Source organism: Novosphingobium rosa NBRC 15208 (assembly GCF_001598555.1).
GTDB lineage: Bacteria > Pseudomonadota > Alphaproteobacteria > Sphingomonadales > Sphingomonadaceae > Novosphingobium > Novosphingobium rosa.
In genome coordinates this window covers 15011-32217 of record NZ_BCZE01000080.1, presented here as the reverse complement: position 1 = coordinate 32217, position 17207 = coordinate 15011, and the positions used below count along the sequence as shown (strand labels likewise).

General features: G+C 65.2%; 11 protein-coding genes. 8 read left to right on the top strand and 3 right to left on the bottom strand.

Features of this window, described 5'->3' with window-relative positions:
• The first annotated feature begins 89 nt into the window (after positions 1-89).
• Positions 90-479 (top strand): VOC family protein, encoded by a 390-nt coding sequence (locus SR3_RS24890; RefSeq protein WP_068092148.1) that lies wholly within the window; start codon positions 90-92, stop codon positions 477-479.
• Positions 480-511: 32 nt separating this feature from the next.
• Here SR3_RS24890 and SR3_RS24885 read toward each other — a convergent pair whose 3' ends face one another.
• The 3 genes from SR3_RS24885 to SR3_RS24875 form a co-directional block, all read right to left on the bottom strand.
• Positions 512-1573 carry a LacI family DNA-binding transcriptional regulator gene (locus SR3_RS24885; protein ID WP_068092140.1) on the bottom strand — a complete coding sequence of 354 codons (1062 nt, stop codon included), beginning with the start codon at positions 1571-1573 and terminating at the stop codon, positions 512-514.
• A gap of 59 nt (positions 1574-1632) precedes the next feature.
• Positions 1633-2694, bottom strand: coding sequence for a LacI family DNA-binding transcriptional regulator (locus tag SR3_RS24880; protein ID WP_068092136.1), 1062 nt, complete (start codon positions 2692-2694; stop codon positions 1633-1635).
• 135 nt (positions 2695-2829) lie between these two features.
• Positions 2830-4986 (bottom strand): alpha-glucuronidase family glycosyl hydrolase, encoded by a 2157-nt coding sequence (locus SR3_RS24875; protein WP_068092133.1) that lies wholly within the window; start codon positions 4984-4986, stop codon positions 2830-2832.
• Between the two features lie 190 nt (positions 4987-5176).
• Between SR3_RS24875 and SR3_RS24870 the strand changes: the two genes are divergently transcribed.
• The 7 genes from SR3_RS24870 to SR3_RS24840 are packed head-to-tail and all read left to right on the top strand — an operon-like array spanning position 5177 to position 16918.
• Positions 5177-7531 carry a glycoside hydrolase family 3 N-terminal domain-containing protein gene (locus tag SR3_RS24870; protein WP_407668208.1) on the top strand — a complete coding sequence of 785 codons (2355 nt, stop codon included), beginning with the start codon at positions 5177-5179 and terminating at the stop codon, positions 7529-7531.
• Positions 7528-9891 (top strand): glycoside hydrolase family 3 N-terminal domain-containing protein, encoded by a 2364-nt coding sequence (locus SR3_RS24865; protein WP_068092128.1) that lies wholly within the window; start codon positions 7528-7530, stop codon positions 9889-9891. The genes SR3_RS24870 and SR3_RS24865 overlap by 4 nt, the downstream gene beginning before the upstream one ends.
• Before the next feature lie 14 nt (positions 9892-9905).
• Positions 9906-11117, top strand: a complete 1212-nt coding sequence (gene manD, locus SR3_RS24860) for a D-mannonate dehydratase ManD (protein WP_068092122.1) — start codon at positions 9906-9908, stop codon at positions 11115-11117.
• Positions 11114-12412, top strand: a complete 1299-nt coding sequence (locus SR3_RS24855) for an MFS transporter (protein WP_245654089.1) — start codon at positions 11114-11116, stop codon at positions 12410-12412. The genes manD and SR3_RS24855 overlap by 4 nt, the downstream gene beginning before the upstream one ends.
• Entirely contained in the window at positions 12409-13821 is a 1413-nt protein-coding gene (gene uxaC, locus SR3_RS24850; protein WP_068092119.1) for a glucuronate isomerase, read from the top strand. The genes SR3_RS24855 and uxaC overlap by 4 nt, the downstream gene beginning before the upstream one ends.
• The gene (locus SR3_RS24845) at positions 13818-15290 is read left to right on the top strand and encodes a mannitol dehydrogenase family protein (protein ID WP_068092112.1); all 1473 of its coding nucleotides are present in this window, start codon (positions 13818-13820) and stop codon (positions 15288-15290) included. The genes uxaC and SR3_RS24845 overlap by 4 nt, the downstream gene beginning before the upstream one ends.
• Positions 15290-16918: a GH35 family beta-galactosidase gene (locus SR3_RS24840; protein WP_068092110.1), complete on the top strand. Its 1629-nt coding sequence runs from the start codon at positions 15290-15292 to the stop codon at positions 16916-16918. The genes SR3_RS24845 and SR3_RS24840 overlap by 1 nt, the downstream gene beginning before the upstream one ends.
• The last annotated feature ends 289 nt before the right edge of the window (positions 16919-17207 follow it).

Genomic DNA, 17207 nt, shown 5'->3' with positions numbered 1-17207 from the left:
GGTCTGGTGATCGCCCGCCGCGCCAGTGGCCAAGCGGCTCGGATCGTTGTAGCCTTCGCCATAAGATTTATGGAAAAGAGGGTGCGAATATGCTCAATCACGTCATGGTGGGCTCCAACGACATCGAGCGTTCACGGCGGTTTTATGACGCCGTCCTTGGCGTTCTGGGCGCGGGAGCCCCGATCCTGAACGAAGCACCCAGCGGACACCTGCGGCTGTTTTATCGGCACGCGGGCAGCACCTTCTGCGTCAGCCAGCCGATCAATGATTCAGAGGCGTCAGCCGGGAACGGCGGCACCATCGGTTTCCAGTGCGACTCGCTGGCGCAGGTGCAGGCCTTCCACGACGTGGCCATCGCGCATGGCGGCACCTCGATCGAAGATGCGCCCGGGCCAAGGGAGAGCAACATGGGCGTGATCGATCTGGCCTATGTGCGCGATCCGGATGGCAACAAGCTGTGCGCCATCCATCGGCGCTGACGGCTGCCCCCGTATTCCCTGTCAGGCGGCCATCAAGACGCCGTCTTGCGCTTGCGCGCCGGGCTGGCGTCTGACTGGCGGCGGATCAGCTGGTAATCCAGCTGGTCATGGCGGACGGCCGCGCCGCTGTCCGGATTACGGATCATGCTGGCCAGCAGATCCATGGCCGCGCGCGCCATATCGCTGATCGGCTGGCGGATGGTGGTCAGCTCCGGCCAGATCGTGGTGGCCATCGGCGTATCGTCGAAGCCGCAGACGGTGAGGTCGCCCGGCACATCCAGATGCCGCGCATGGGCCGTGGCCACGGTGGCGGCGGCCATATCGTCATTGCTGGCGAAGATGGCGGTGGGCGGCAGCGCGGCGTCGAGAATGTCCGAAGCGGCATCCAGCCCTGAGCGATAGATGAAATAGCCCTGCGCCACGATGGAGGGATCGGGCGCGATCCCCGCCTGCTCCAGCGCGGCGAGATAGCCTTCATAGCGCCTTTCGCTGGCGCTCTGATCGGGGTTGCCCTTGATGAAGCCGATGCGGCGATGGCCCAGCGCGATCAGATGGCTGGTCATGGTTTCGGCGGCATGGAAATCGTCGATGCCCACTGAGGCGATCTCGGGGCGCGGCACGCCCGCCGCCACGGCGACCACCGCCAGCCCTTCCTTGCGCAGCGCGGCCAGCATCGCCTCGTTTTCGCACAGCGGCGGGGGCAGCAGCACGCCATTGACCCGCCCGCGCTGCATGCGCATGAGCAGATCGGCCAGATCGGCATCCTCGCCGAAGCGCTCGACCGTCAGCGTGACATTGAGGGTGCTGGCGCGATCCAGACTGCCCATCAGAAATTCGGACAGATACATCGAGGAAGGGTTGGAATAGACCAGCGCGATGCGCGTATCGGCCCCGCCCGCCAATTGCCGCGCTGCCGCCGAGGGCGCGTAATTGAGCGCCGCAATCGCCGCCTCGACCTTTTCGCGCGTGCTGGCGCGCACCATGCTCCCCTCATTGATGACGCGCGAGACGGTCATGGGGGAGACGCCGGCTTCGCGCGCCACATCGGCAATGGTGGGTGCGTTGCGCTGGCTGCGGGAGCGGGGCTTGGTCATGGGATCATAAAGCCTCGCGTTGAGGGAAATGCAAGTTTGGGAGATACAGGCGTCCCGCCTCAGGCTTTGGGCCTTCCACGCGGGCGGCGGCGGGGGGCGGCATCGGACTGGCGGCGCACCAGCTTGAAATCGAGCAGCACATGCGAAGGTTCGTCCGCCGCATCGTCGCGCTGGCCGCGCAGGTCGCGCACCAGCAGGTCGACGGCGGCGCGGGCCATATCGCTGATCGGCTGGTGAACGGTGGTCAGCTCCGGCCAGATGGTGGTGGCCAGCGGCGTGTCGTCGAAGCCGCAGACGGTGAGGTCGCCCGGCACATCCAGCCCGCGCCCGTGGGCGATGGCCACGGCGGCGGCGGCCATATCGTCATTGCAGGCGAAGATGGCGGTGGGCGGCTCGGGCAGATCGAGCAGATGCTCGGCGGCATCGAGCCCCGAGCGATAGTTGAACAGGCCCTGCGCGATCAGCGTTTCATCGAGGGGCAGCCCGGCATCGGCCAGCGCGGCGACATAACCCTCGAACCGGCGCTGGCCCGAATTGTAGGCCGGATTTCCCTTCACGAAGCCGATGCGGCGATGGCCCAGCGCGACCAGATGGCGGGTCATCTCCCGCGCGGCGAGCCGGTCGTCCATGTTGATGGAGGAGAAATGATCGGGCCGATGGCTGGCCGCCAGCGTGACGGCGCGGATGCCGGCGTCGCGCAGGGCGGCCAGCATCTCGGGGGAATCGCAGAGCGGCGGGGGCAGGATGATGCCGTTGATCCGCGCATGCTTGAGATGCGCCAGCACCGCTTCCACCGAAAGCGGTTCGGCCAGCTTCTCCACCGCCAGCATCACATTGTGGTGGCTGGCCTGCTCCAGACTGCCCATCAGCAGCTCGGAGAGGAAGGAGGTGGAGGGGTTGGAAAACAGCAGGCAGATGCGGATTTCCTCGCCGCCCGCCAGCGCCCGCGCCGCCGCGCTGGGAGCATAGCCCAGCGCATCGATGGCGGCCTGCACGGCTTCGCGCGTGGCCGGGCGCACGGCCTGTTTGCCGTTGATCACGCGCGAAACGGTCATCGGCGAGACCCCCGCCTGTCTGGCGACATCGATGATCGTGGGGGCGCGGGAGTCTTTGTGATCCATGCAAAGGTCAATCTGGTGGCGATATCAGGGGGCTATCGTGTGCCCTTTGGGAAAATGTTAGCGAAAACACCGTAAACCGCCAGCTGAATGTTATGGGCCAGACCAAAGGCGCGATGTTTTCGCTAACATGACGGCTTATTTGGGGTTTCCCGGCGCATAGGGGAAGCGCAGCGCCTTGTACCAGTCCAGTCCATGAGCCGGAGCCGCGGCGCCGGCGGGCAGGGGGCGGTGGCTGATCGACTGGAAATAGGCGATGCTGGCATCGCGCCACCATTGCGCCTCGCGGTGCTGGATCGCCAGATAGGTCTGCGTCTGGGTGAAGCGCTCCGCATCGATCAGCGGGCGCAGGGTTTCCCAAGTCTGCTGCATCCCAGCAACATAGGCCACGCCGTGATCGTAGTGATGGACCAGCCCATCCCACAGCGTCTCGCCCGAGGCCAGCTTCTGGTCCCAGCCGACATGGTGGAACCACAGCCATTCCTTCTCCGGCGTGGTCTCCAGCTTCGAAAGACGCGCGGCGACGGGCGGAGCATATTGCGCAATGGCATTGCTGCCCTTGGCGGTGCGGTCAAAGCCGATGCCTTCGGCATCCGCGCGGTGGTAATAGACCGGGTTCCATTCCGGGCGCTCCAGATTGGCGATCCATGGCGCGGGGCCGTAATGATGGCCGGTGCCCATCACATGGGCCAGGCCCAGCGGCGTCATATAATCCACCGCCGCCTCGCGCGAGCCTTCCATCATGGCGACGACGGGTGTCACCACGCGCGGATCGGGCGAGAAGGTCTGAGCCGCCCATTCCTGTGCGATCTGCTGCGCGGAGAGCTGCGGATCCCAGGCGAGGCGCCCGAAGGCATACCAGTCGGCCTGGTTGAAGATGGAGCCCGACCAGTTGCGGTCCGTGCCGATGTTGGCAATGCCCGCGATGCCGGTCAGCCGGTGATGATCCAGCTTGCCGTCCACCACATCGGCCACGGTGCCCCCGGTGCCGGTGTCGGCGCGCAGGGTTTCCTCGAAAAGCGGCCCCAGATAGGTGAGATGCGTGGATTGACCGATGTATTCCTTGGTGATCTGGAATTCCATCATCAACGGCGTCTTGGGCATGGCGCCGAACAGCGGATGGAAGGGCTCGCGCGGCTGGAAATCGATGGCGCCGTTCTTCACCTGCACCAGCACATTGTCGGCGAACTTGCCGTCGAGCGGCTTGAAATCGTCATAGGCCTGTTTGGCGCGATCATCCAGACGCGGATCTTTCTGAGCGCCTGCCGCATAGACGAAGGCGCGCCAGATCACCACGCCGCCATGGGGTTTGAGCGCGGCGGCCAGCATGTTGGCGCCATCGGCATGCGTGCGGTGATAGTCCTGAGGACCGGGCTGGCCCTCGCTGTTGGCCTTGACCAGAAAGCCGCCGAAATCGGGGATGGCGGCGTAGATCTCATCGGCCTTGGCGGCCCACCATTTCGCCACCTGCGGGTCCAGCGGGTCGGCGGTTTTCAGGCTGCCGATCTCGATGGGGGCGCTCCATTTGGCCGAGAGATAGACCTTGATGCCATAGGGCCGGAACACGTCGGCCAGCGCGGCGGCCTTGGCGATATAGGGGGCGGTCAGGCTGTCGGCTTTGGCGTTCACATTGTTGAGCACCGTGCCGTTGATGCCGATCGAGGCATTGGCGCGGGCGTACTCGGTGTAGCGCGGATCCTTGAAGTCGGGCAGGTGCCACCAGTCCCAGATCGAGGCGCCGGCATAGCCGCGCTCCACCGTGCCATCGAGATTGTCCCAATGGTTGAGCATGCGCAGCTTGATGCGCGGGGTGCTGGTGATGTCCAGATGATCGAGGTCAGCCTCGGAAGAGGCCAGCCGCAGCAGGTGGAAGGCGCCGTACAGCAGGCCGATATCGTGGTTCGCGGCGATCAGCGTGACGGTCTTGCCCTGCATCCGGATGGTGCGAATCGCATAGCCTTCCTCGCCCAGAGTGCTCGGCGAGACCGGCAGCGGGGTGGGTGAGGAGGCCGGAGTCGCCAGCCAGATCGTGCCATCGGTGAGGCTTTGTGTGGATTGCGGTGTCTTGCCGGTCAGGCTGGCGAAGCCGCGCTGCAGTTCGGCCTGTGCTGTTTGCGCGCTGGGGCCTTGTGCGGGCACCATGATGGCTTTGGCGTGGGCTGCGGCGCTCTGCAAAGCCGCGCCCTGCAAGGGGGCATAGCGCAGCCAGAGTTGATAGCCGTCCTCCGCGCTTGCGGCAGGGGCGACTGTCAGAATGGCGCAGGCGAGCAGCCAGCAGCATAGCCGAGACCACATTCTTTCTCTCCCGAATCTTCTCGCTGTCATGGTGCCGATGGGCATTGACAAGCCTGTCCTGTTTGAGTGATGTTAACGCTATCAAAGGCGATGCGGCAAGAAAAATCGCGCGCCATCCATACCGCTGGAGAGGGGTAGCATGTTCAAGTCCTGTCAGAACCGTGGGTCCGTGCTGTGCGCGGCATCCGCGATGGCCATGGTTTCGGTCCTTTCGGCGCTTCCGCTGGGCGCGCCGATTGCTCTGGCGGCCAGTGCGAAGGTTGCTGCGGCGGGCGCGGTCTACAAGGATGCTAACGCTCCCATCGAGGCGCGAGTCGACGATCTGATCGCGCGCATGACGCTGGATGAAAAGATCGCCCAGATCACCGCCGTCTGGGACAACAAATCCGAAATTTTCGATGGGCAACTGCAGCTCGATCCCGCCAAGCTGGCTGCGCATTATCCCAACGGTCTGGGGCAGTTCACCCGCCCCTCCGATGCCAAGGGGTCGGTCAGCCCGCGCGTGCTGCCGGGGCGCAATCCGGCGCAGACCGTGGCGCTGGTCAATGCCCTGCAGCATTGGGCGACGACCCAGACGCGACTGGGCATCCCCATCCTGTTCCATGAGGAAGGGCTGCATGGCTATGCCGCTGTCGGCGCCACCAGCTTTCCGCAATCCATCGCCATGGCGTCGTCCTGGGATCCGGCGATGCTGCGCGCGGTCAATGGCGTGATTGCAAGGGAAATCCGGGTGCGCGGCGTGTCTCAGGTGCTGGCGCCGGTGGTGGACATCGCCCGCGATCCGCGCTGGGGGCGCATCGAGGAAACCTATGGCGAAGACCCCTATCTCGTTGGCGAAATGGGCGTGGCGGCAGTGGAAGGGCTGCAGGGGCCTGGCCATGCGCGGCAGCTGACTCCGGGCCATGTCTTCGCCACGCTCAAGCATCTGACCGGCCATGGCCAGCCCGAGAGCGGCACCAATGTCGGCCCGGCGCCGATTTCCGAGCGCGAACTGCGCGAGAATTTCTTCCCACCCTTCGAGCAGGTGGTGAAACGCACCGGCATCGAGGCGGTGATGGCCAGCTACAATGAGATCGACGGCGTGCCCTCCCATGCCAACAAGTGGCTGCTGGAGAAGGTGCTGCGCGGCGAATGGGGCTTCAAGGGCGCGGTGGTCAGCGATTATTCCGCTGTCGATCAGCTGATGAGCATCCATCATATCGCGGGTGATCTGGAGGGTGCTGCAAGGCGCGCGCTGGATGCGGGCGTGGATGCCGATCTGCCCGAGGGCTTGTCCTACAGCACGCTGGGCAAGGCGGTACGCGAGGGCCGCGTCAGCGAGGCGCAGGTGGACAAGGCCGTGCGCCACATGCTGGAGTTGAAATTCCGCGCCGGGCTCTTCGAACAGCCCTATGCCGATGCGCAGGCTGCCGAAAAGCTAACCAACAATGCGCAGGCTATCGCTTTGGCGCGCACGGCGGCGCAGCGCTCGATCACCCTGCTCAAGAACGATGGCATGCTGCCGCTCAAGCCCGAGGGCACGATTGCCGTCATCGGGCCGAGCGCGGCGGTGGCGCGTCTGGGCGGCTATTACGGCCAGCCGGCGCATAAGGTCTCGATCCTCGATGGCATCAGGGCCCGCGTGGGCGACAAGGCGAAGATCGTCTTCGCGCAGGGCGTGAAGATCACCGAGGATGACGATTGGTGGGCCGACAAGGTCACCAAATCCGACCCTGCGAAAAACCGCAAGCTGATCGCGGCAGCGGTGGAGGCGGCGCGCGGCGTGGACCGCATCGTGCTGACCCTTGGCGACACCGAGCAATCGAGCCGCGAAGGCTGGGCCGACAACCATCTGGGCGACCGCCCCAGCCTCGATCTGGTGGGCGAGCAGCAGGAACTGTTCGATGCCCTGAAGGCGCTGGGCAAGCCGATCACCGTGGTGCTGATCAATGGCCGCCCGGCCTCGACGGTGAAGGTGTCGGAGCAGGCCGATGCCATCCTTGAGGGCTGGTATCTGGGCGAGCAGGGGGGCAATGCCGTGGCCGATGTGCTGTTCGGCGATGTCAATCCCGGCGGCCATCTGCCCGTCACGGTCCCGCGCTCTGTGGGGCAGCTGCCGGTGTTTTACAACGCCAAGCCCAGCGCGCGGCGCGGCTATCTGTTCGATACTACGGCGCCGCTCTATCCTTTCGGTTTCGGCCTCAGCTACACGACCTTTGATCTGTCCGCGCCGCGTCTTTCGGCGGCCACCATCGGCAAGGCGGGGCAGACCACGGTCTCGGTCGATGTGCGCAACACCGGAGCGCGGCTGGGCGATGAGGTGGTGCAGCTCTACATCCGCGACAAGGTCAGTTCGGTCACCCGGCCCATCAAGGAGCTGAAGGGCTTTGAGCGCATCACGCTGAAACCCGGCGAGATGCGCACCGTGACCTTCAACATCGGGCCCGAGGCCCTGCAGATGTGGAACGACCAGATGCAGCGCGTCGTGGAGCCCGGCGATTTCGAGATCATGACCGGTGACAATTCGGTCGATCTGAAAACCACCACGCTGACGGTGGCGCCATGATCCGGCGGCAGCTTCTGGGCGGGTTGTTGGCGAGCAGCGCGATGCTGGTGGCCAGCCGCGCCGGGGCGGCAGCCACGAAGCCGCTCTACAAGGATGCCGCCGCGCCCGTCGATCTGCGCGTGCGCGATCTGCTGTCGCGCATGACGCTGGAGGAGAAGGTCGGCCAGATCATCGCGCTCTGGGCCACCAAGGCTCAGGTGATGGACGATCTGACCTTCTCGCCCAAAAAGGCCAGCGCGGCCTATCCGGCTGGCTTTGGCCAGATCACGCGGCCTTCGGACCGGCGCGGGGCCTTGAATGGCTCCACGCAGGCGGGCGGTGTGGGCGCGCGCTGGCGTACGCCTGCCGATACGGTGCGCTTTATCAACGCCGTGCAGACCTGGGCGAAGAATGAAACGCGCCTCGGGATCCCGGTGCTATTCCATGAGGAAGCGCTGCATGGTTACATGGCGACCGACGCCACCATGTTCCCCATGGCCATCGGCCTTGCCGGCAGCTTCGACCGCGATCTGATGCGCGAGGTCCAGTCGGTGATCGCGCGGGAAGTGCGGGCGCGCGGCGTCCATCTGGCGCTCTCGCCGGTGGTGGACATCGCGCGCGATCCGCGCTGGGGCCGCATCGAGGAAACCTATGGCGAGGATCCCTATCTCTGCGGGGAAATGGGCGTTGCCGCCGTGCTGGGCCTGCAGGGCGAGGGGCGTGAGCTGCCCCCCGGCAAGGTCTTCGCCACGCTGAAACACATGACCGGCCACGGCCAGCCCCAGAGCGGCGACAACATCGCCCCCGCGCCGATCTCGCAGCGCGAATTGCGCGAGAACTTCCTGCCGCCCTTCCGCGCTGTGGTGAAGCGCACCGGCATCGGCGCGGTGATGCCCAGCTACAATGAGATCGATGGCGTGCCCAGCCACCAGAACCGCTGGTTGTTGACGGATGTGCTGCGCGGCGAATGGGGCTTCGATGGCGCGGTGATCAGCGATTACGGCGCGGTGCCGGAGCTGGACACGATCCATCATGTGGCCGCTGATCTGGAGGCGGCGGCGCGCCATGCTCTGGCGGCGGGCGTGGATTGCGAGTTGCCCGATGGGCTGGCCTTCCGCACGCTGGTCGATCAGGTCCGCAGCGGCAAGGTTGCGCAAGCGGCGGTGGACACGGCCTGCGCGCGCATGCTGACCCTGAAATTTCGCGCCGGTCTTTTCGAGAACCCTTTTGCCGACAGGGATTTCGACCGGATCACCGGCAATGCGCAGGCGCGCGCTCTGGCGCTGAAGGCGGCGCAGCGCTCGATCGTGCTTCTGAAGAACGATGGCCTGCTGCCGCTGGCGCCCGGGGCTCACAAGCGTGTCGCGGCGATCGGGCCCAATGCTGCTGTGGCGCGTCTGGGCGGCTACAGCAGCACGCCGCGCCAAACGGTGTCTCTGCTGGAGGGTGTGAAGGCGCATCTGGCGGGCAAGGCACAGGTGGACTTCGCGCAGGGTGTGTTCATCACCCGGAGCGAGGACCGCTCCAGCGACGAGGTGCTGCTGGCTGATCCCGCCCGCAACCGCGCCCTGATCGCGGAAGCCGTGGCGCTGGCGCAGAAGTCGGACATCATCCTGCTGGCCATCGGCGACACCGAGCAGACCAGCCGCGAGGGTTTCGCCAAAAACCATCTGGGCGACCGCACCAGCCTCGATCTGGTGGGCGAGCAGAACGATCTGTTCGCCGCGCTGAAGGCCACCGGAAAACCTGTGGTGGTCTGCGCGATCAACGGCCGCCCGCCCAGCTATCCCGCCGTGGCGGAGGGCGCGAATGCCCTGCTGGAATGCTGGTATCCCGGGCAGGAGGGTGGCACGGCCATGGCCGATGTGCTGTTCGGCGCGGTCAATCCCGGCGCCAAGCTGCCCGTGACGGTGGCGCGCAATGCGGGGCAGATTCCCATCTTCTACAACCGCAAGCCCAGCGCCCGGCGCGGCTATGTCTTCGAGGATATTTCGCCGCTGTTCCCCTTCGGCTTCGGCCTTTCCTACACCAGCTTCGAGATCGGCCAGCCGCGCCTTTCCGCGCCGCAGATCGGCACGGCAGGGCAGGTGGTGGTCAGCACCACGGTGCGCAACACGGGCACACGCGCGGGCGACGAAGTGGTGCAGCTCTACGTCCACGATCAGGTGGCTTCGGTCACCCGCCCCATCAAGGAACTGAAAGGGTTCGAGCGCGTCACCCTCGCGCCGGGCGAAAGCCGCGAGGTGCGCTTCACCCTCGGCCCCGATGCCTTCTCGCTCTGGGATCTGAACATGGTCGAGCGCGTCGAGCCCGGCCGCTTCGACATCATGGTCGGGTCCAATAGCGAAACCTTGCACACCGTTACCCTCGACATCGTCTGAACAGGATCAAGCCCATGCCCATCATCACTGGCGCCAAGGTCATCGTGACCTGCCCCGGCCGCAATTTCGTCACGCTGAAGATCGAGACCGATGAGGGCGTCTATGGGCTGGGCGATGCCACGCTCAATGGCCGCGAACTTTCGGTGGCGAGCTATCTGCAGGATCACGTCATCCCCTGCCTGATCGGGCGCGATGCCCATCGCATCGAGGACATCTGGCAGTATCTCTACAAGGGGGCCTATTGGCGCCGCGGCCCCGTCACCATGACGGCGATTGCCGCTGTGGACATGGCGCTGTGGGACATCAAGGGCAAGATCGCCGGCCTGCCGCTCTACCAGCTGCTGGGCGGGGCGAGCCGCGAGGGCGTGATGGTCTATGGCCACGCCAATGGCACCAGCATCGAGGACACCATCGCCGTCGCGCTGGAGTATCAGAAGCAGGGCTACAAGGCGATCCGCCTGCAATGCGGCGTGCCGGGCATGGCAAGCACCTATGGCGTCTCGAAGGACAAATATTTCTACGAGCCCGCCGACAGCGACCTGCCCACCGAAAACGTCTGGAATACAGCCAAATATCTGCGCGTGGTGCCAGACCTGTTCAAGGCCGCGCGCGAGGCGCTGGGCTGGGATGTGCATCTGCTCCATGACATCCACCACCGCCTCACCCCCATCGAGGCAGGTCGTCTGGGCAAGGATCTGGAGCCGTACCGCCCCTTCTGGCTGGAAGACGCCACCCCTGCCGAAAATCAGGAGGCCTTCCGCCTGATCCGCCAGCACACCACCGCGCCTTTGGCCGTGGGCGAGATTTTCAACTCGATCTGGGACGCCAAGGATCTGATCCAGAACCAGCTGATCGACTATATCCGCGCCACGGTGGTCCATGCCGGGGGCATCACCCATCTGCGCCGGATCGCGGCGCTGGCCGATCTCTATCAGATCCGCACCGGTTGCCATGGCGCCACCGATCTTTCGCCCGTCTGCATGGCCGCCGCGCTGCATTTCGACCTTTCGGTGCCCAATTTCGGCATTCAGGAGTATATGAAGCATACGGCGGAGACCGATGAAGTCTTCCCCCACGCCTACACCTTTGCAGATGGCATGATGCATCCGGGCGAGAAGCCGGGCCTTGGCGTGGAGATCGACGAGGAGCTGGCCGCCAAATATGAATACAAGCGCGCCTTCCTGCCGGTGAACCGGCTGGAAGACGGCACGATGTACAATTGGTGAGCGCGCCGGTGGAGCAGGCCAAACCTTCAGGCCCCAAACCCGGCGGAAACGTTCGCTGGGTGGTTTGCGCCCTGCTGTTTGCCGCCGTGGTGCTCAGCTACATCGATAGGCTGGTGCTGCCCACGCTGAAACCCGATCTGCAAGCCCGCTATGGCTGGAGCGAAACCGGCTATGCCTCCCTCGCGATCTGGTTTCAGGCGGGCTATGGCGTGGCCTATGTGCTGTTCGGGCGCGTGATCGACCGGATCGGCGCGCGCAGCGGCTATGCGCTGGCGGTGGGGCTGTGGACGCTTGGCCATATGCTTCACGCCTGCTTCACCAGCACCACCGGCATGCTGATTGCGCGCATCCCGCTGGCCATCGGCGAGGCGGGGACCTTCCCCGCCGCGCTGAGCGCCACCAATGAATGGTTCCCCCGGCGCGAGCGCGCTCTGGCCATCGGCATCTTCAACGCGGGCTCCAATGTGGGGGCCATCGTCACGCCGCTGCTGGTGCCGATCATCGCGGTGACGCTGGGCTGGCGCTGGGCCTTTATCCTCACCGGCCTGCTGACGGTGGTGTGGCTGGCGGCCTGGCTGGCGATCTATCGCCGCCCGCGCGACAAGGCTGGCCTGTCGCCTGAAGAGCTGGCGTGGATCGAATCCGAGCCTGCCGAGCCCAAGCGCCATATCCCATGGCTCAGCCTGTTCCGCCATCGCCAGACCTGGGCCTATCTGATGGGCCGGTTCCTGATCGATCCGGTGTGGTGGACCTTCCTGTTCTGGCTGCCCGATTTCTTCAACCGGCAGTATCATGTGAAGATGCTCGATTTCGGGCCGCCGCTGATTGCGGTGTACCTGCTGGCCGATGTGGGGTCGGTGGCGGGGGGCTGGCTCTCCTCGCGGCTGATGGGGCGAGGCTGGTCGGCGGGCGGGGCGCGCAAGGGGGCGATGTTCGCCTCCGCGCTGTTTGCCCTGCCGATTGCCTTTGCCGCCCATGCGCCCTCGTTATGGGTCGCCGTCGGGCTGATCGGTCTGGCCTGCGCCGGGCATCAGGGCTTTTCAGCCAATGTCTATGCGCTGCCGGGGGATCTCTTTCCGCGCTGGATGGCCGGTTCGGTCATCGGCATCGGGGGGCTTTCAGGGGCTGTCGGCGGCATGCTGATGGCCAAATATGCCGGCATCATTCTGGAGCGCGTCGGCAGCTTCCAGCCCATCTTCGTCATCGCCTCCTGCGCCTATCTGGTGGCGCTGCTTGTCATTCATCTGATCGTCCCGCGTTACGCGCCGGTCTCGCTATCGGAAAACCCCGCATGAAGCCGCTTCACCTCCACCCCGACCGTCTGTTTCCAGCCGAAAGCCGCACGCGCGACATCGCCCGCGCGCTCTACGCCACCGTCAGCGACCTGCCGATCATCAGCCCGCACGGCCACACCGATCCGGCCTGGTTCGCCTATAACGAGCCCTTCGCCAACCCCTCCGACCTGTTGATCGTGCCGGACCATTATGTCTTCCGCATGCTGATGAGCCAGGGCATCACGCTGGACCAACTGGGCATCCCCACCGCCGACGGCAGCCCCACGGAAACCGACCCGCGCGCCATCTGGCACCGCTTTGCCGCGCATTACCACCTGTTTGCAGGTACGCCCTCGCGCATGTGGCTGGATTATGTGTTCACGCAGGTTTTCGCCATCGATGTGCGGCTGGAAAGCGCCACCGCCGACCTCTATTACGACAGCATCGATGCCGCACTGAAGACCCCGGACTTCCGCCCCCGCGCCCTGTTCGAGCGTTTCAACATCGAGGCCATCGCCACCACCGAAGGGCCGCTCGACCCGCTGATCCACCACAAGGCGATCCGCGAGAGCGGCTGGGGCGGCAAGGTCGTCACCGCCTATCGGCCCGATCCGGTGATGGACCCGGACGATCCGCGCTTTATCGAAAAGGTGAAGGCCTTCTGCGCCATGACGGGCGAGGACGCGGCCAGCTTTGCCGGTTATCTGCGCGCCCATGAAAAGCGCCGCGCCGATTTCCGCGCGGCGGGCGCCACCAGCACCGATCATGGCCATCCCACAGCCTTTACCGCGCATCTCTCGCGCCCCGAGATCGAGGCGCTTTACACCAAAGTGATGGCAGGCCCCGTCAGCGCGGCGGAGGCGGAGCTGTTCCGTGGCCATATGCTGGTGGAAATGGCGCGCATGTCGATCGAGGACGGCATGGTGATGCAGCTTCACCCCGGCGTCTGGCGCAGCCACAATGATGCGGTTCTGGCCCGCTTCGGGCGCGACAAGGGCGGCGATATTCCCATGCCGGGCGAGTTCGTCCGCGCGCTGAAGCCGCTGCTGGACCTTTATGGCAATGATCCGCGCCTCACGCTGATCCTCTTCACGCTGGATGAGGATGTCTATTCGCGTGAACTGGCACCGCTGGCAGGGCACTATCCCGCGCTGAAGCTGGGCCCGCCCTGGTGGTTCCATGACAGCCCGGAAGGCATGCGCCGCTTCCGCGAAAGCGTCACCGAGACCGCCGGTTTCTACAACACCGTGGGCTTCAACGACGACACGCGCGCCTTTCTCTCGATCCCGGCGCGCCATGATGTGGCGCGGCGCATGGATTGTGGCTTCCTTGCCCGTCTGGTGGCCGAGCACCGGATCGAAGAGGACGAGGCCTTCGAGCTGGCCCATGCGCTCTCCTATGGGCTGGCCAAGCAGGCGTACCGGCTGTGACGCGCCTGTCGGAAGCCACACTGGCGCAACTGCCGGGCGATGTGCTGCGCCCCGCCTATGATCGCGGCGCGGTGAAAACGGGCGTCGTTCATCTGGGCATCGGCGCCTTTCACCGGGCGCATCAGGCGGCGGTGTTCGACGATGTGCTGGCCGCTGGCGATCTGCGCTGGGGCATTGTGGCGGCCTCCTTACGCGCGCCTGCGGTGCGCGATCAGATGGCGCCTCAGGACGGGCTCTACACCATGCTGGTGCGCGATGGCGCGGCCCAGACCGCCCGCATCATGGGCGCGGTGCAAAAGGTGCTGATCGCGCCGGAAGCGCCGGGCGACTTGCTGGCGGTGATGGCCGCGCCGGATACGCATATCGTTACCCTCACCATCACCGAGAAGGGCTACAAGCTTGACCCTGCCAGCGGCGCGCTGATCGAGGGTGATCCCCAGCTGGCGGCGGATATGCGCTCGCTGGACGTGCCCAAGACCGCTTTGGGCTATATCGTGGCGGCTTTGGCCATGCGCCGCGGCGCGGGGCTCAAGCCCTTCACCGCGATCTCCTGCGACAATCTGCCGCATAATGGCAGCCGCCTGCGCGGCGGTGTGCTGGCGCTGGCGCGACATCACGATCCCGATCTGGCCGTCTGGATCGAGGCCTATGGCGCTTTCCCCGAGACCATGGTGGACCGCATCGTGCCCGCCACCACGCCTCAGGACATCGAGGATCTGGCCCGGCGCCTGGGTGTCGAAGACTGCGCCATGGTCAAGACCGAGCCCTTCACCCAGTGGGTGATCGAGGATCATTTCTGCGGCGCCCCCCCGGCCTTTGGCACCGGCGTGCAACTGACCGCCGCCGTTGCCCCATGGGAAGAGGCCAAGCTGCGCCTGCTCAATGGCGCGCATAGCGGCATTGCCTATCTGGGCGGTCTGGCGGGGCTGACCCATGTGCATGAGGTGCTGGAACGCCCCGAGGCCCGCGCCTTCGTCGAGCAGCTGTGGGATGAGGCGCAGACCACGTTGTCGCCGCCGCCAGAACTGGATATCGCCGCTTATCGCAAGGCGCTGATGGCGCGCTTCGACAATCCCACGCTGATGCATCGCACGCATCAGATCGCCATGGATGGCTCGCAGAAACTGCCGCAACGGCTGTTGGCGCCGATTGCCGCAAGGCTGGCGGCGGGGCAGGGGATCGAGGCTCTGTGTTTGGCGGTGGCGGGCTGGATTCGCTGGCAGGCGGGTCGCGATGATAAGGGCGAAACCTTCACCATCGACGATCCGCTGGCTGCTGACATCGCGCAGCGTCTGGTGGGGGCAGAAGATGCCAAGGCGCGGGTGGATGCCGTGCTGGGGCTGGAAGCCGTGGTGCCGCCCGCCTTGCAACACCATGCAGCATTTCGTGCAGCATTGATCCGCTGGCTCACCATTCTGGAAACACAGGGCGCGCTGGCCGCGCTGGCTCTTTGCAAGGATGTTTCGTGATGAAATTGCTGTCTTGTGCGGCGGTGCTTTCCCTGATCGCAACGCCCGTTCTGGCCGATGCGCCCAGGCTGGTGAAACAGGGCACCGCCACCCAATTGCAGGTGCAGGGCAAGCCCATGCTGCTGTTGGCCGGAGAACTGGGCAACAGCAGCGACACCAGCGAGGCCTATATGGCCCCGCACTGGAAGCGTTTGCGGGCGATGCATCTCAACACCGTGCTGGCGCCGGTTTCATGGGAGCTGATCGAGCCGAAAGAGGGCCAGTATGACTGGTCCAGCGTGGATATGCTGATCCGCAACGCGCGGGCCAACAATCTGCACCTGGTGTTTCTGTGGTTCGGGGCGTGGAAGAACTCCATGTCCACCTATGCGCCCGCCTGGGTGAAGCGCGATTCCGCCCGTTTCCCGCGCGCCCAGCTGCCGAGCGGGCAGGGGGTGGACATCCTCTCCTCCATGGCGCCCACGACCTTGGCGGCGGATCAGAAGGTCTTTGCCGCGCTGCTGGCCCATATCAAGGCGGTGGATGCCCAGCAGAACACCGTGCTGATGGTGCAGGTGGAAAACGAGATCGGCATGCTGCCGGTGGCGCGCGATTACAGCCCGCAGGCCGATGCCGCCTATCGCGGGCCAGTGCCTGCCGAACTGATGACCTATCTCCAGCAGCATCACGACACGCTGGTCCCCGCCATGCGTCAGCGCTGGGAGGACAATGGTGCGAAAAGCAGCGGCACATGGGCCGAGGTGTTCGGGCCCGGCACGGCCTCCGAGGAAATCTTCACCGCCTGGCACTACGCGCGCTTCGCCGATGGGCTGACGCGCGCGGGCAAGGGCGCTTACGGCCTGCCGATGTACGTCAATGTGGCGTTGAACCGTCCCGGTCGCGCGCCCGGCGAATACCCCAGCGGCGGGCCTTTGCCGCATCTGATCGATGTCTGGAAGGCGGGCGCGCCGAGCCTCGATTTTCTGGCCCCCGATATCTATTTCACCAATTTCGTTGATATCGTTAACACCTACAAGCGGCCTGACAATCCGCTGTTCATCCCCGAAGCGAACAACGCCGATCACCCGCAGGTGCCGGGCAATGCCTTCTATGCCATCGGCAGGCTGGATGCGATCGGCTTCGGGCCGTTCTCCATCGAATCGGTGGACGAGAAGCCGGGCGCTTTGGCCGGGGCCTATGATGTGCTGGAGCAGATCTCGCCGGAGATTCTCGCCGCGCAGGGCTTGGGGCGCATGTCGGGCTTCCGTCCGCGCGCGCTCTATGACGGCACGCTGATCTATGAACCCGTCACCGAGCGCATCGGCGATTACCGCTTCACCGTCAGCTTTGCCGATATCGTCAAGCCCGAGGCCATGCCTGAAACCGGCAAGGCCGGGGCGGTGATCGTGCAGACCGGGCCGGAGGACTATATCGTGGTCGGGCAGGGTGTTACCGTTACCTTTGAGCCTGTGGGGCCCGGTCCGCGCCTCGCGGGAATCGACAGCGCGTGGGAGGGGCATTTCGATGCCGAGCACCGCTGGATTGCGGGCCGCCTGCTCAATGGCGACCAGACGCATCAGGGGCGGCATATCCAGCTGCCATCCGGTGAATTCCAGATTCAGCGGATAAAATTGTATCGCTACCAATAGGCCAGTGATCTTTGCTTGACAGGCAAGATGGGCGGAGTAAAAAACATTCATTGATAGCGCTATCACAGACCATCAAGAAGGCTCGAAACAGACAGGGCCAGGGGTAGCGTTCAGGAGAGGCCGATGTTCAGCACACACCAACGCCATTGCGTTCGCCCAAGCCATGTTTGCCATCGTGCCGGGATCGGATGTCCCGGTGCGGCTCGCGCAGGTCAGGGCGCTGTTTAAGCACGGCCTCCCAAAGGGCGACTGAAGGGCCAAGCGCCCGTCACGCGCCGATCAACAGGGC

What these genes read in the sequence shown, in the direction of transcription:
- SR3_RS24890 (WP_068092148.1), top strand. Translation starts at nt 90, where the DNA reads ATGCTCAATCACGTCATGGTGGGCTCCAACGACATCGAGCGTTCACGG.
- SR3_RS24885 (WP_068092140.1), bottom strand. Translation starts at nt 1,573, where the DNA reads ATGACCAAGCCCCGCTCCCGCAGCCAGCGCAACGCACCCACCATTGCC.
- SR3_RS24880 (WP_068092136.1), bottom strand. Translation starts at nt 2,694, where the DNA reads ATGGATCACAAAGACTCCCGCGCCCCCACGATCATCGATGTCGCCAGA.
- SR3_RS24875 (WP_068092133.1), bottom strand. Translation starts at nt 4,986, where the DNA reads ATGTGGTCTCGGCTATGCTGCTGGCTGCTCGCCTGCGCCATTCTGACA.
- SR3_RS24870 (WP_407668208.1), top strand. Translation starts at nt 5,177, where the DNA reads ATGGCCATGGTTTCGGTCCTTTCGGCGCTTCCGCTGGGCGCGCCGATT.
- SR3_RS24865 (WP_068092128.1), top strand. Translation starts at nt 7,528, where the DNA reads ATGATCCGGCGGCAGCTTCTGGGCGGGTTGTTGGCGAGCAGCGCGATG.
- manD (WP_068092122.1), top strand. Translation starts at nt 9,906, where the DNA reads ATGCCCATCATCACTGGCGCCAAGGTCATCGTGACCTGCCCCGGCCGC.
- uxaC (WP_068092119.1), top strand. Translation starts at nt 12,409, where the DNA reads ATGAAGCCGCTTCACCTCCACCCCGACCGTCTGTTTCCAGCCGAAAGC.
- SR3_RS24840 (WP_068092110.1), top strand. Translation starts at nt 15,290, where the DNA reads ATGAAATTGCTGTCTTGTGCGGCGGTGCTTTCCCTGATCGCAACGCCC.